The following is a 13,422-nucleotide window of genomic DNA, read 5'->3' on the forward strand; positions in this document are numbered from 1 at the left end:
ACGACATGGCGCTTCTGGACCTCCAGGGCCTGGAGATGGCTCCGGCCGACCGCACTGGTGGCGGTAGCCGGGCGAGCCTGCTGCTCTGCGGCGACAGCTCGCTCTCCGTCACGACCTGCAACTGATCCACTCGCACACGGTTGCCCTGGGCGGGTAGACGTACCCACCCAGGGCGACCGCGCACCACCGGGAGGGGACCGATGTCGGCGTTCGCCACGGGCGACCGGTTACTCCGACGCACCGCCCTGGCCGGCGGCGGCTGGACCGCCACACTCGCGGTGGTCGCCCTGCTCGGCGCGACCGCCGAACTCCTGCTCCCCGCAGCCCTCGGCCACGCCGTCGACACCGCCCTCACCGGCGGCTCCGGCTGGTGGACGGCCTGCGCCTGCGCACTCGTCCTCATCCTCATCGGCGTCGACACCCTCAGCGACCTGGCCACCGGACTCGGCGCGGCACGCGCCACCGCAGGGCTGCGCCGCACCCTGCTGCGCCACCTCTTCGCCCTCGACGTCCGCGCCACCCGCCGCCACCCGGTCGGCGACCTCGTCGGCCGGCTGGCCAGCCAGGCCGCCGACGCCGGGCAAGCCGGCAACGCCCTCGTCCTGGCGGCGGTCGCGACCCTCCCACCACTGGGCAGCGTCGTCGCCCTCACCATCATCCACCCGGCCCTCGGGATCACCCTCCTCGCCGGCCTCGCCCTCCTCACCGTCCTCATGCGCGCCTTCGTCACCGACGCCTCCGCCGCCACCGCCGGCTACCAACGGGAACTGGGCGCCATCGCCGGCCGACTACTGGAGTCACTCAACGGCGCCCGCACCATCGCCGCCGCCGCCACCACCCACCACGAACAACAACGCATCCTCGCCGCCCTACCCACCCTGAACGAGTACGGACACCGCGGATGGACCCTGCTCGCCCAGGCCAGCGCCCGCACCGCCGCCGTGGCACCACTGCTGCACCTCAGCATCGTCGCCGTCGGCGGATACGCCCTCAGCACCGGCTGGCTCACCCCCGGACAACTGGTCGCCGCCGTCCGCTACGCGGCCCTCGGCGCCGGACTCGGCGGCGTCCTCGCCACACTGAACCACCTGGTCCGCAGCCGCGCCGGCGCCCACCGCATCGCCGAAATCCTCGCCCAGCCCGCCGCACCGACCGGCACCCGACCCCTACCACCCGGCGGCGGCGCCCTCCGACTTCACGCCGTCAGCGTGCACACCGACGACGGCCGCCCCATCCTCGACCGCATCGACCTCGACGTACCAGCCGGCGCCACCGTCGCCGTCGTCGGCACATCCGGCGCCGGCAAATCCACCCTCGCCGCGGTCGCCGGACGCCTGCACGACCCCGACTCCGGCGACGTACGACTCGACGGAGTACCCCTGCACCAACTCGACCCGGCGACGCTGCGCCGCGCCGTGGGCTACGCCTTCGACCGACCCGTACTGATCGGCCCGACCATCCACGACGCCGTCGGGCTGGCACTGCCACCCCAGTCGGCGACACCACCACCCGCCCCGACCCCGGCCACACCGGCCGTCCTCACCGCCACCCGCGCCGCAGCCGTCGCCGACGTCGTCGAACGCCTCCCCGACGGCTACCGCACCCCACTGGCCCACACACCGCTGTCCGGCGGCGAAACCCAACGACTCGGCCTGGCCCGCGCCTTCACCGCCGAACGGCTCCTCATCCTGGACGACGCCACGTCCAACCTGGACACCGCCACCGAACACCGCATCACCCAGGCGACGACCGCCCAGACCGACCACCGCACCCGACTCCTGATCACCCACCGCGCCGCGACCGCAGCCACCGCCGACCTGGTCGCCTGGCTGCACACCGGCAGACTGCGCGGCCTCGCACCACACCACCACCTCTGGGCGGACCCCGACTACCGGGCCGTCTTCGCACCCCCGGGCAGCACACCGTGACCCACCCCGGCGTACGCCAGGTGACCTGGCAAGCCCTACAGGCCCGCCGACGGGACCTCGCCCGACTCGGCGGCTGGTCACTCGTCGAAGCCGTACCCGCCCTGCTCTCCGGCTACCTGGTCGCCCGCGCCGTCGACGACGGATTCCTCGCCGGACGCCCCGCCACCGGCCTGACCTGGCTCGGCGCCCTCGCCGCCGCCGTCCTGATCGGCGCCGCGGCCACCGGCCGCACCTACCGCCGCCTCGGCGCCGTCGTCGAGCCGTTCCGCGACGACCTCGCCACCCGCATGGTCCGGGGAGCGCTACACGACGCCACCCGAACCGGCGCACACCCCGACAACGCCGCCCTGGCCCGCCTGACCCACCAACTGGAGATCGTCCGCGACACCTTCGCCGGCCTCCTCATGGTCACCCGCGGCTTCCTCTTCTCCGCCGGCGCGGCCCTCCTCGGCCTCCTCGCCCTGGCACCCGTCACGGCCGCGCTCGCCGCCGCACCGCTCGCCGCCGGCCTGGCCGTGTTCCTCGCCGCGCTACCAGCCATGATCACCCACCAACGCGCCTACGTCCGCACCGGCGAACACCTCAGCCACTCGGCCGCCACCGCACTGACCGCACACCGGGACGTACTGGCCTGCGGCGCCCAGACCCGCGTGACAACCGACGTGGAACACCAGGTCACCGCCCAGGCCACCGCCGAACGCACCCTCGCCCGGATGGCCGCCGTCCGCAGCCTCAGCCTCGGCATCGGCGGCTGGCTCCCACTGATCGTCCTCCTGATCGCCACACCCTGGCTGATCGAACGCGGCCTCACCGCCGGCGCGGTGCTCGGCGCGCTGATCTACATCTCCACCGGCCTGCAACCAGCCCTGCACACCCTCCTACAAGGCATCGGCGGCGGGGGACTGCGCTACCTGGTGACCCTGGAGAACATCCTGCGCACCTACCCGCCACCCGACACTCCCCACCCGACCAGACCCCACCCCCGACCGACCGCCGACCCCGCCCCGGCCGTCGAGATCCGCAACCTGACCTTCCGCTACGGCCCACACGCCCGACCCGTCCTGGACGACCTCACACTGACCCTGCACCACGGCGACCACCTCGCCGTCGTCGGCCCCAGCGGCACCGGCAAATCCACCCTCGCCGCCCTGATCGCCGGCCTCCTACCACCACAGACCGGCACAGTCCACCTGGCCGGCCACCCGGTCACCGGCACCGACCCGGCCACCCTCGCCCGCAGGCGCGTACTCGTGCCGCAGGAGGCGTACATCTTCACCGGCCGACTCGCCGACAACCTGCGCTACCTACGGCCCGACGCCGACGACCACACCCTGCACACCGCCATCGACACGCTCGGCGCACGCCCCCTCGCGACCCGCCTCGGCGGTCTGGACGCGCCGATCACACCGACCCAGCTCTCCAGCGGCGAACGCCAACTCGTCGCAGCGGTCCGAGCCTGGCTCGCACCCGCCCCACTGGTGATCCTCGACGAAGCCACCTGCCATCTGGACCCGACACTCGAGGCGACAGTCGAAGACGCCTTCGCCCAGCGACCCGGCACCCTCGTCGTCATCGCCCACCGGATCAGCTCCGCGATGCGCGCCCACCGACTGCTCGTCCTCGACGGCACCGAAACCCTGACCGGCACCCACGAACACGTGCTGGAACACTCCACGGCCTACCGGCTGCTCGTCGACCACTGGCACCAGCACACCACCGCGCCCGTGACCACACCGACGCCACCGGGCTGAACCGCGCACCGGTCAGATCCAGCCCGCCTCACGCGCCACCCGCACCGCCTCCACCCGCGTACGCGCACCGACCTTACGCACGATCCGACCGAGATGATTGCGGACCGTCCCGCAGCTCAACCCCAACGACTCCGCGACCTCCGCCACCGGCGCCCCCTCCGCGGTCAACGCCAGCACCTCCGTCTCACGACCGGTCAACGGACCATCGGCGTGCAGCGCCGCGACGACAAGGTCCGCGTCGAGCACCGGCTCCCGCCGCGCCAGCCGACGAATCCCGTCGACCACCAGTTGCGGAGACACGTCGCTGCGCAGGATGCCGACCATCCGCGCCCCGCAGCCCATCCCACGCAGCCGCCTCGCCCGACGCGGATGAGCCAACACCAACATCGGGCACCGACCGAGACGGCTGACATCGACCCCCTCGACGAAATCCAGATCAGCCACCACCACGTCGGGACGCTCGTCGCGCACGGCCTCGGGAACCGCATCACCACGGTCCACCTTCGCCACCACCCGGATGTCATCCTCGGCGGCAAGGACAAACGACAGCGCGCCCAACACCAGGGCACTGTCCAACGCGAGCAGGGTACGGATCATCACGAACCTTCCCGTGCACACCCACGACGATCACCCATCGTCAGCATTCAAACACGCATCCGACGCACCCGCACGGCGGGGGAGCGGGCCCGGCAGAACCACCGGACCCACCCCCTCAACAGCTACAACCAACCGTCACGCCGCGCCCGCCACACCGCCTCCAACCGATTACGCGCACCGGTCTTGGCCAGAATCGCCGACAGATGATTACGCACCGTCCCATGCGCCAGATGCAGCCGTACGGCGATCTCCTTCAACGGCAGACCCTCGGCGGCCATCCGCAACACGTCCGTCTCCCGCGGCGTCAACGGACTCTCGGCGGGCCACAACACCGCCGCCGCCGCACTCGGATCCAGCGCCCGCTCCCCGGCGGCGACCGTCCGGATCGCCCGCACCAACTCCGGCAACGAACCGTCCTTGCCGACCAGACCCCGCGCACCGGCCGCCAACGCCGCCTCCACCAGCGCCGGACTCCACCGAGGGCTCATCGCCAACACCGCGACCTCCGGCGCCTCCTCACCGATCCGGATCACCGCCTCCACCGGATCGGGCTGATCCGGCGTCAACGCGAGCACCACCACCTGCGGGCGGTACCGCCGAACCACCTTCACCACATCGCCGACACCCTCCACGTCAGCGACGACCTTCATGTCCTCCTCACCCGACAGCGCGGCGCACAACGCCCCGCGCAACAAACCCATGTCCTCGGCGACAACAACGTGGATCACCACGTCTCTCCGATCTCAGGTGCGCGTCAGACGGCCACCCACCCCGGACGACCCACAGGGCACACGCGGCCGATCACGCGCGACGGACGGACAGGCATCGGCCCGAGCCGCCGTCACCTACCGGCGGGCACGGGCACCGACCGGCCCGGCGGTCGACCTGCCGCAGCAGACCAACCCCACGACCGATCCAGCCCACGTCACCCAGGCCGCGCACTCACCGACGGGAAACCAGCCCCCACCACCAGAGGCACTGCGTCGAAGACCTGCTCAGAGCAGGTGAGCGACGGCCGGACCACCGCAGATCCCGCCCCCGGTCCAGGCCCCGACCTGTCACTCGCACCGGCGGCATCCTGCTCGGGCGGCGTCACCGGCCACACCGGCGCGCCCGCCCCGGCGGACACCCGACCCGACCAACCGACAACCCGCCCGGCCGACACCGCCCCGCGTACCGCCTCCAGAGCGGACACCGACGCCACGACCGGAAGCACCACGGCGCGTGCCGGGACCGACGCCGAACTCACCGGCGTCGCCACCACGCCGGGCAGGGCCCGACCGGGCGAGTCGGACACCCCGGCGGGAACGCACCCCGGCGGCACCGGCACCGGCGCGGGCCGTCGCGGCGACGGAGGAACGACCACGTCGCCGAGACCGACATCGACCACGCGACCGAGCACGACGCCGACAGGCCCGAGCGTCGCCCTGAGCACCACGCGTACGACGTGCGACGACCGGTCGACGACCAGCCCCACCGTGGAGGACACGACGGGAAGCACAGCCGACAGTGAACGCTGGACGGAACCCACGCCGACCACGATGTGGCCGGGGATTCCCGCCGTGGGCGACGATGCGCCGAGCAACGGTGGCCCCGGGACGGCAGCCGGGCGGTGACGGGTGCCATCGGCCGTCTCCGACCGGGGAGCCGGCAGGAGTGCCCCCTGCCGCGCGGTGCCGCGCGGCAGGTCCGCGGCCGTGCCGCGCTTCACGTCCTGGGCCGCGTCGCGCTTCACGTCCTGGGCCGCGCCGCGCTTCACGTCCTGGGCGACGTCGCGCACCAGGTCTGCATCGACGTCGCGCGTCATGTCCCGGGTGTCCTCGCGCGGCACGCCTGCGTCGACGCCGTGCGTCATGCTCTGCATGACGTCGCGCGGCACGTCCCGGGCGACGTCGCGCGTCATGGCGGGGACGACCCGGGGGAGCGGCACCGGCCGGGACGAGCGACCTCCGGACGCCGACCCCGCCGACGGTATCGGCTTCCCTACGGGGGCAGGGGAGACGACCGTGGTGATGCGGGACGGCACGTCGAGGCGAGCGTCACCGAGGGTCGCGACGTGCTGACGGCGACGCTCGGGAGCCTCGCCCTGCGCGGAACGGACGACGCGGTCGACCAGGACGCCGGTCTGCTGATGACGCTCGCCGATGGAAGCGTCACGACGGCCGTCCGCGGCGGCCGGCTCCTGCAGAAGGAGGGCGACGACGAAACCGGCCCCGACGGCGACCAGGATCAGCGCCCACCGTCGGGCGCTCAGGCGAATTCGGGGGGTGGGGAGCGGAAGAATGTGCCTCGGCGCGGGCGTGGACGCGGTTCCACTGACGGGACATCGCACGCGGACACGACCCCTTCGCCTCGGACTGCTGACTCATCGTAGCGATGTGAACGCAGGAATGCATCCCGCGACCTTCCGATCACCGTCCGTCGCCTGTGGATGGACGACCACGTGGTGTTCCGCGACCACGCCGTCCGACATGGCCCCACCTGACATCAGGTTGCGATTCGATAATTCACATTATGTAAAGTGGAAGAATCCGGCGGTCCCCTCGACCCCCGTCATCCACGGGTCAGCCCGGGCGGGCACGCGTCCTCGTCCGGGCCGACGGGGCGGGCGTTGACCAGCGGATTGCACCGCAGACGCGCCACCACAGCGGCGCTGCCGCCGAAGTCGGTCCAGGTGTCGTCCCACAACGCCGAGACGAGCCAGGAGTGATCCGCCGGGAAGAACAGATCCGGCAGCGGACCGTCACCACGCATGTGGCCGGTTCTCCAGGTCAGGGCCTGCTCGGGTCCGGCTTCGACCACCACGTAGGGATAGTCCCAGTAGAGGGAGATTCTCGGGGCGTGCGGGAAGACGACGTCGTGGGCGCCGGTGTCGAGATAGCCCAACCACCAGGGCTGATCCGGGGTGCACGCCAGCAACTCGTCCACCACGGCGCGTTCATGGGCGTCGAACCCGACACCTTCCGGTGGGTGGAACGTGGCGTACGCGTCGAACACCGGCGGGATCGCGGTGGTGACCGAGAAGCCCTGCGTGGTCTGCCCGGCGAGCCAGGCCACGTCGTCAGGGGTGCCGATCCGCCAGCTCCGTCCGTCCTTGTCGACGTCCATGGGCTCCGTCCAGGTCGATGTGTCGTCCGCGCCGTAGCGGCCGGGCTGGGCGGCCGACGACGCGCAGGGCGCCCACCCTGGTCGACCGACAGCCCGGCACCGGTGTCCCTCCGGGCAGACCAGGTCCGTCGGTTCGCCCACCTCTCGATGAACGAAGACCGCGCCGGGTCGCCCGCAGTGTGGGCAGGTGGTGACGGGTACTGCCATGCCGCGCAGAGTACGTGTTCCTCGATCCGCTCGACGCGTTGCCGCGATGCGCGCGGCCGACATGTGGCCGCGCCGCTGTCGAGTCACACCGGAACGCAGGACCCCGAAGGCAGTGCCTGCTCCCCCTGTCCGGGCCTGGTGCGGGGCACTTCCCGGAAACCCGAAAATGCTGCATAATATCCTTTATGCATGACAAAAAGGACGAATCGCTCGCAGTGGTGATCGAGGAGTTCCTGACCGCCCGGGCCACCCGTAAGCCCTCCCCGCACACCCTGGCCGCGTACCGTCGGGATCTGCTCGCGGTGGCGGCCCTGGTCGCCGAGGATGCCGCCACTCCCCTCCCCCTGGACGCCTTGTCGATCACCGACCTCTCCCCCAGGGTGATGCGGGCGGCCTTCGCCCGATTCGCGGCTCCCCGGGCGCCCGCGTCGGTGCATCGGGCCTGGTCCACCTGGAACAGTTTCTTCACGTTCCTGGTCGCTGACGGGGTCGTGGCCGGCAACCCGATGCCGGCGGTCGGGCGGCCCCGGGCGCTACTCCCCCAGCCGAAGCCGTTGCGGGGCGCGGACACACCCGAGGTGCTGCTCGCGTCCGCCGCGCGGGACGAGGGTCGGCAGCGCGATCCGTGGCCGGAGCGGGACGTCGCGGTGTTGGCGGTGGCGCTCTGCGCCGGGCTGCGCCTGTCGGAGTTGCTGGCGTTGCGGGTGGGTTCGCTGGGTGGTCGGCCCGGTGAGCGGCGGATCGAGGTGCTCGGGAAGGGTGGGCGGCCCCGGGTGGTGCCGATCGAGGCGGATCTGGACCGGGTGCTGGAGGACTATCTGGACAGTCGGGTGCGGCGGTTCGGTTCGCGGTCGGTGCGCCCCGACTCGGCGTTGCTGGTGGATCGGCGGGGTGAGCCGTTGCGTCGTGGTGGGCTGCAGTACCTGGTCGAGTCGTGTTATCGGCGTGCGGGCATCGGTGACCGGGTGCCGCGGGGCGCGCGGTTGCACGCGTTGCGGCACACCTTCGCGACGCGGCTGGCCGAGGACGGGGCGAGCGCGGCGGAGATCATGCGGTTGTTGGGGCATGCGTCGTTGGCGTCGTCGCAGACGTACATCGAGGTGACGGTCGGGCAGCAGCGCGACGCGGTCCGGGCCAACCGGACCAACCGTGCGTTGGCGGCTCTGCTGCCGGTGCGGCCGGAGTGAGCGGTGGTCAGTGCGCGCGGTGGCCGGTGCCGGCGGTGACGGGCAGTGGCCCGAGGACGGCGTTGATGATGTGGATTCGGGCGTTGGTGGCCTGGTAGTCGGCGCAGACGGTGTCGGCGCGGTCGCCGAGGCGGCTGGTGGGCCCGGTGCGGGTGACGGTGATCGTGGTGCCGTCGAGGGTGGTGGCCCGGCCGGCGGTGGTGAGGTCGGCGATCGGGTGGGTTCCGCTGACGAGGTGGGCCTTGAGCAGGGTGCGGAGCTGGTCGGTGTGGTGGGTCATGAGGTCGTCCCAGTTGTCCTCGGAGAACGTGGCGGCGAAGGCGTCGTCGGTGGGGGCCAGGATGGTGAGGCCGGTGCCGGCGGGCAGATCGGTGAGGACGCCGCTGGTGCGCAGGGCCGCCTCGAAGGTGGTGAGGGTGGGGATCCAGCGTAGCGCCTGGTCGGCGGGTTGGCTGGCGAGGAAGGTCGGGTTGCCGGGGTCGGTGCCGGTGGGTAGGGCGGCGCAGAGGGGTCCGGTGACCTGGGGTGTGGTGCCGGCCGGTGGTTGGGTGGCGGCGCGGGGAGTGTCCGGGCTGCTGGTGCAGGCGGTGAGCAGCAGTGTCGGCACGAGGAGGGCGAGGGCCCGCAGTCGGGGGTGTCGCGCTGGGGTGGCGGGTTGCGACACGGTGGCCTCCACGGGTCGGGGGTCGGTGGTGCCGGCGGCGCGGGCGGTGGGTCCCGCGCCGCCGGCGTGTTCAGTTGACGGTCACAGTGCCGCGCACTGGTTGGTGCGGGGGCCGTGGACGGTGTTGGCGATGCCGAGGTTGCTCGGGGTGGGGTTGTTGCCGGTGCAGGTGAGCGGGCCTCGGATGGTGGTGCCGGCGAGCAGTGGGGTGTCGGTGCCGGTGGTGTTGGTGGAGAGGTCGGCGGGGCCGGCGATGGTGACGTCGATGACGGAGACGGCGTCGGTGGTGTCGGCGATGCGGACCGGGCCGTTGACGGTGCTGTCGGCGAGGAGGACGCCGGCGGCGCCGGTGGCGGTGAGGGGGCCGCTGATGGTCGTCGCGGTTGCGACGAGTGCCGCGCCGGGCCGGACGGTGACCGGGCCGTTGATGGTGGCGCCGGTGGCGCAGGTGAAGCCGGTGACGGTCAGGGGTCCGTTGCGGCGGCCGGTGAGGGTCGGGTGGACGCGTTCGCCGTCGGTCAGCTTCTCGACGCCGAGTGGGTCGAGGAGCAGTGGGATGAGGCCGCGTTCGGGTTGGTTGAGGGGGACGTAGTAGCCGTCGGTGGTCTTGACGACCTTCCAGCCGTGCGCGGCGATGCGTTGGGCGACGGTGGTGCCGACGCCGCCGGGTCCGTCGGTGCGGGCGCCGTTGTACTGCTCCTCGGTGAGCTTGTAGGCGCAGGGTGCGTTGTCGAGGATGAGGTTCGCGGGGGGCGCGTCGAGCGGCGGCGGGCTGTCGCCGGGGTGCGGCGCGGGGTGGGCGGGGATGGGTCGGGATCCGCGGAAGACGAGGCGGCCGGTGTTGGCGGCCTGGGTCTCGATGGCGTCGGCGCGGGAGTTGAGGATGTCGGCGCGGTCGGCGCGGTGGTAGTCGAGGAACTGGTGGAAGGTCCACAGGGCGGAGTAGGTCTTGCGGCGGCGGTTGTTGGCGGTGTTGCCCTCGTCGGGGCGGGTCTGGCCGCCGGAGCTGCGCAGTTCCAGGAGGGAGTTGGTGACGTTCTTGAGGCCGAGGGTGTTGCGCAGGATGGTTTCCTCGCTGAGGCCGACGTTGCCGCCGCCTTCGCAGCCGTAGGGGCAGGCCCACCAGCCGGCTTCGGCGCCCTCGGCGTACATGTGGCCTTCGATCATGTCCTGGGACTGGTCGAAGATGGGTTGGGCGACGTTCTGGTGTCGGGGTGGGAGCATCGGGAGGTCACCGGCGCGGGAGTTGCCGTATTCGTGGCCGTCGTAGCCGGCGACGGGTCGGTAGTCGCGGACCATTCTGATGTACGCGGCGGTCTCGGGTTGGCGGATCAGGGAGTAGTCGCGGTTGAGGTCCTGGCCGGTGGAGTTGCCGCGGGTGTTGTTGGCTCGGCCGTCGCCGTTGATGGTGGGGACGATCAGGACGGTGGTGTGGCTGAGTAGGTCGGTGATGCGGGGGTCGGTGCTGAAGGCGAGTTGGCGGGCCATGATGAGGCAGGCTTCGCGGTCGCCGGGTTCGTTGCCGTGGACGTTGCAGTTGATGGCCACGGGTGCGGTGGCGGCGACGGCGGCGGGGGTGGCCGGTGGGGTGGGGTGGCCGATGACCAGCATGTTGATGGGTCGGTTCTGGACGGTGCGGCCGAGTTCGACGACGCGGACGCGGTCGCTGAGGGCGTCGATGGCGGCGGTGTAGGCGTACTCGTCGGTGTCGCTGGTGTATTGCGCGGCGTGGGTGGTCTCCCATTGGGTGCGCAGGTGTTGGCCGGGGGTTTCGGGGTTGCCCCAGGGTGCGGTGGTGGTGGCGACGACGGGGTCGGAGTAGGGCTGTTCGGTGGTGCCGACGCGGGCGCGTACCCGCCATTGGAAGGTGTCTCCGGGGTTGAATCCGGCGTCGGCGAAGGTGGGTGACTGTTGGTTGATCTGGCGGTTGGGGCGCCAGACGCCGACGATCGTGGGTGTGCCGGTGGGGGTGTCGGTGGCGTCGACGGGTGTGCGTTCGATCTGGTAGTCGGTGGCGTCGGGGACGGGTTGCCAGGCGAGGGTGGCGTATCCGTCGGCTTGGCGGACGGTGAGGTCGGTGACCTGCGCGGTGGTGGGTTGGGCGTGGGCGGGGGTGGGTGCGGTGGTGAGGGTGAGGGCGGCGATGGTGGACACGGCGATGAGGGTGGGTCGCTGACGTCTCATGTGGCCTCCGACGAGGTGATCGTGGGCGCGTGTCGATCAGCATGATCGTCGAGGTCCGTCGATGCAATGATCTTGAGGGAATCTTGCGGCTCGGTGGTGCGCTCCCCCGCGTCGTCAGGCGGTGACGGTGGTGGGTCGGCCCGGGGTGAGCCAGCGGATGCTGTCGCGGACGGCGGGCGGCGCGTCGTGGAAGGCCCGTTCGATGGCGTGGCGCGGTTCCTGGAAGTGTCGCCAGCCTTCGTAGTGCACGGGGATCGCGGTGTGGGGTCGCAGCGTGGCGCAGAGGCGTGCGGCCTGGCGGGCGGTCATCGAGTAGCGCAGTGGTCCGGTGATGGGGAACCGTACGCCGCCCAGGTGCAGGAGCATGGTGCCGATGTCGGTGGCGGCGGCGCGTACGCGGCGGGTCGGGACGGTGTCGCCGGTGATCCAGAGCGCGCCGTGGTGTTGCCCGTTCCAGCGCAGGGTGAAGCCGATGACGTCGCCGACGAGGGGGCGGCTCAGTGGTGGGCCGTGCCGGCACGGGGTGGCGGTCACCTCGATCGTCGGCCGTTCGGGGTGGGTGAGTCGGGTGGTCTGCCCGGGGCGTAGGCCGTGGGTGTGGTTACCGAGCCGGTGGGCCCCGGACGTGGTGGTGAGGACGGTGTCCGCGGTGGTCAGCAGGGTACGGCCGGTGTGGTCGAGGTTGTCGCCGTGGTGGTCGTGGCTGAGCAGCACGGCGTGGATCTCGCCGAGGTCGGCGGCGGGGACGGCCGGGCCGGTGAGCTTGCGCGACGAGGTGCCCCAGCCGAACGTGTAGCGCGCGCCGGGTGGGTCGAAGGTGGGGTCGGTGAGCAGTCGCCACCCGCCGACCTCGATGAGGGTGGTGGGGCCGCCGATGTGGGTGATCCGCAGGGGCGGGGCGGCGCTCACCGGGCGTGCCGCAGGGCCCAGTCGAGGGCGTCGTCGGCGATCTGCTGCCAGCCCTGCTGGGCGGTCAGCAGGTGGGCGTACCCGTGGTAGAGCTTGACCTCGGTGACGGTGTCGCCCTTGTAGTGCGCGGCGTTGGAGCGTTGCACGCTGGGCGGCATGATGTGGTCTTCGGAGCCGGAGATGAACAGCAGCGGCGCGCGGTCGTCGTTGTGGTAGTCGACGGCGATGTCCTGGGGGCCGGGTAGCAGGTTGGCCAGGACGCTGTCCCAGAGGATGCCGCCGGCGGCGGGGATGGCGTAGCGCTGGTACAGGGCGCGGGCGGTGGGTTCGTCGAAGGTGTTGGTGAACGCGTAGTTCCACTGTTCGAAGGTGAACCCGACGGCCCGGTGCCGGTTGGCGGGGTTCTTCAGCACCGGGAAGGTGGAGCGCAACTGGGAGAAGGGGATGTTCTTGACGCCTTCGGTGGGCGCCGAGTTGAGGGCGACGGCGCTGGCGCCGTACCCCCGGTCGAGCAGCACCTGGGTGAACGCCCCGCCGGCGGAGTGGCCCATGAGGATGGGTGGTGTGGGCAGCGCTTCGACCACCGCGGACAGGTGGTCGATGATCTGCGGGGCGGTCAGCGTCTCCAGAGGGCTGGGATCGGCATTGATCGCTTCGACCTCGACTTCCAGCCCGGGGTACGCGGGGGTGAGCACCCGGAAGCCCTTGGCCTGGTAGTGGGTGGCCCACTCCTCCCAGCTGCGCGGGGTGACCCAGAATCCGTGGATGAGGACGATGGTGTCCGGCGTGCCGCTCATGTCAGCTCCGTGGTGTCGGGGGTGGCGACGGCGTGACGACGGTGGTGTCGGTGAGCCCACCCTAGACATTCGTGACTCGCGATGCCGGGC

The 13,422-nt window shown here is 71.8% G+C and carries 12 protein-coding genes; 4 read left to right on the top strand and 8 right to left on the bottom strand.

Translation table 11 applies throughout. From position 1 onward, the window contains the following. Nucleotides 1–5: 5 nt before the first annotated feature. The 3 genes from O7616_RS20865 to O7616_RS20875 all read left to right on the top strand — a co-directional run bounded on the left by O7616_RS20865 (nt 6) and on the right by O7616_RS20875 (nt 3,679). Nucleotides 6–125: a SapB/AmfS family lanthipeptide gene (locus O7616_RS20865; protein ID WP_013734295.1), complete on the top strand. Its 120-nt coding sequence runs from the start codon at nt 6–8 to the stop codon at nt 123–125. A 75-nt stretch (nt 126–200) separates the two neighbouring features. Further along, nucleotides 201–1,928, top strand: a complete 1,728-nt coding sequence (locus O7616_RS20870) for an ABC transporter ATP-binding protein (RefSeq protein WP_282303533.1) — start codon at nt 201–203, stop codon at nt 1,926–1,928. Beyond that, on the top strand, nt 1,925–3,679 hold the full coding sequence (locus O7616_RS20875; RefSeq protein ID WP_282303534.1) for an ATP-binding cassette domain-containing protein: 1,755 nt from the start codon (nt 1,925–1,927) through the stop codon (nt 3,677–3,679). Before O7616_RS20870 ends, O7616_RS20875 begins: the two co-directional genes overlap by 4 nt. Nucleotides 3,680–3,691: 12 nt before the next feature. Here the strand turns inward: O7616_RS20875 and O7616_RS20880 are convergent, their stop codons facing one another. The 4 genes from O7616_RS20880 to O7616_RS20895 form a co-directional block, all read right to left on the bottom strand. Beyond that, complete coding sequence (locus tag O7616_RS20880; RefSeq protein ID WP_282303535.1) at nt 3,692–4,276, bottom strand: response regulator transcription factor; 585 nt, start codon at nt 4,274–4,276, stop codon at nt 3,692–3,694. Between the two features lie 122 nt (nt 4,277–4,398). Beyond that, nucleotides 4,399–5,004 carry a response regulator transcription factor gene (locus O7616_RS20885; protein ID WP_282303536.1) on the bottom strand — a complete coding sequence of 202 codons (606 nt, stop codon included), beginning with the start codon at nt 5,002–5,004 and terminating at the stop codon, nt 4,399–4,401. Nucleotides 5,005–5,201: 197 nt separating this feature from the next. Further along, a complete protein-coding gene (locus O7616_RS20890) occupies nt 5,202–6,179 on the bottom strand; it encodes a hypothetical protein (RefSeq protein WP_282303537.1) in 978 nt (325 codons plus the stop codon). A 650-nt stretch (nt 6,180–6,829) separates the two neighbouring features. Further along, nucleotides 6,830–7,591, bottom strand: coding sequence for a hypothetical protein (locus O7616_RS20895; RefSeq protein WP_282303538.1), 762 nt, complete (start codon nt 7,589–7,591; stop codon nt 6,830–6,832). Nucleotides 7,592–7,776: 185 nt separating this feature from the next. On the opposite strand from O7616_RS20895, the gene O7616_RS20900 reads away from it, so the two are divergent. Next, nucleotides 7,777–8,778, top strand: coding sequence for a tyrosine-type recombinase/integrase (locus O7616_RS20900; protein WP_282303539.1), 1,002 nt, complete (start codon nt 7,777–7,779; stop codon nt 8,776–8,778). A 7-nt stretch (nt 8,779–8,785) separates the two neighbouring features. Here the strand turns inward: O7616_RS20900 and O7616_RS20905 are convergent, their stop codons facing one another. From O7616_RS20905 to O7616_RS20920, 4 genes are all read right to left on the bottom strand, one after another. After that, nucleotides 8,786–9,442 (bottom strand): fasciclin domain-containing protein, encoded by a 657-nt coding sequence (locus O7616_RS20905; protein ID WP_282303540.1) that lies wholly within the window; start codon nt 9,440–9,442, stop codon nt 8,786–8,788. 81 nt (nt 9,443–9,523) lie between these two features. Next, entirely contained in the window at nt 9,524–11,626 is a 2,103-nt protein-coding gene (locus tag O7616_RS20910; protein WP_282303541.1) for a M14 family zinc carboxypeptidase, read from the bottom strand. A 114-nt stretch (nt 11,627–11,740) separates the two neighbouring features. Next, nucleotides 11,741–12,535, bottom strand: a complete 795-nt coding sequence (locus tag O7616_RS20915) for an MBL fold metallo-hydrolase (RefSeq protein WP_282303542.1) — start codon at nt 12,533–12,535, stop codon at nt 11,741–11,743. Further along, nucleotides 12,532–13,332 (bottom strand): alpha/beta hydrolase, encoded by an 801-nt coding sequence (locus tag O7616_RS20920; RefSeq protein ID WP_282303543.1) that lies wholly within the window; start codon nt 13,330–13,332, stop codon nt 12,532–12,534. Before O7616_RS20920 ends, O7616_RS20915 begins: the two co-directional genes overlap by 4 nt. Nucleotides 13,333–13,422 lie beyond the last annotated feature (90 nt).

Source organism: Micromonospora sp. WMMD964, assembly GCF_029581455.1.
Lineage (GTDB): Bacteria > Actinomycetota > Actinomycetes > Mycobacteriales > Micromonosporaceae > Micromonospora.

Coding starts and splice junctions, on each gene's coding strand:
- O7616_RS20880 (WP_282303535.1), bottom strand. CDS start 4,276: ATGATCCGTACCCTGCTCGCGTTGGACAGTGCCCTGGTGTTGGGCGCG.
- O7616_RS20890 (WP_282303537.1), bottom strand. CDS start 6,179: ATGACGCGCGACGTCGCCCGGGACGTGCCGCGCGACGTCATGCAGAGC.
- O7616_RS20865 (WP_013734295.1), top strand. CDS start 6: ATGGCGCTTCTGGACCTCCAGGGCCTGGAGATGGCTCCGGCCGACCGC.
- O7616_RS20895 (WP_282303538.1), bottom strand. CDS start 7,591: ATGGCAGTACCCGTCACCACCTGCCCACACTGCGGGCGACCCGGCGCG.
- O7616_RS20870 (WP_282303533.1), top strand. CDS start 201: ATGTCGGCGTTCGCCACGGGCGACCGGTTACTCCGACGCACCGCCCTG.
- O7616_RS20900 (WP_282303539.1), top strand. CDS start 7,777: ATGCATGACAAAAAGGACGAATCGCTCGCAGTGGTGATCGAGGAGTTC.
- O7616_RS20910 (WP_282303541.1), bottom strand. CDS start 11,626: ATGAGACGTCAGCGACCCACCCTCATCGCCGTGTCCACCATCGCCGCC.
- O7616_RS20920 (WP_282303543.1), bottom strand. CDS start 13,332: ATGAGCGGCACGCCGGACACCATCGTCCTCATCCACGGATTCTGGGTC.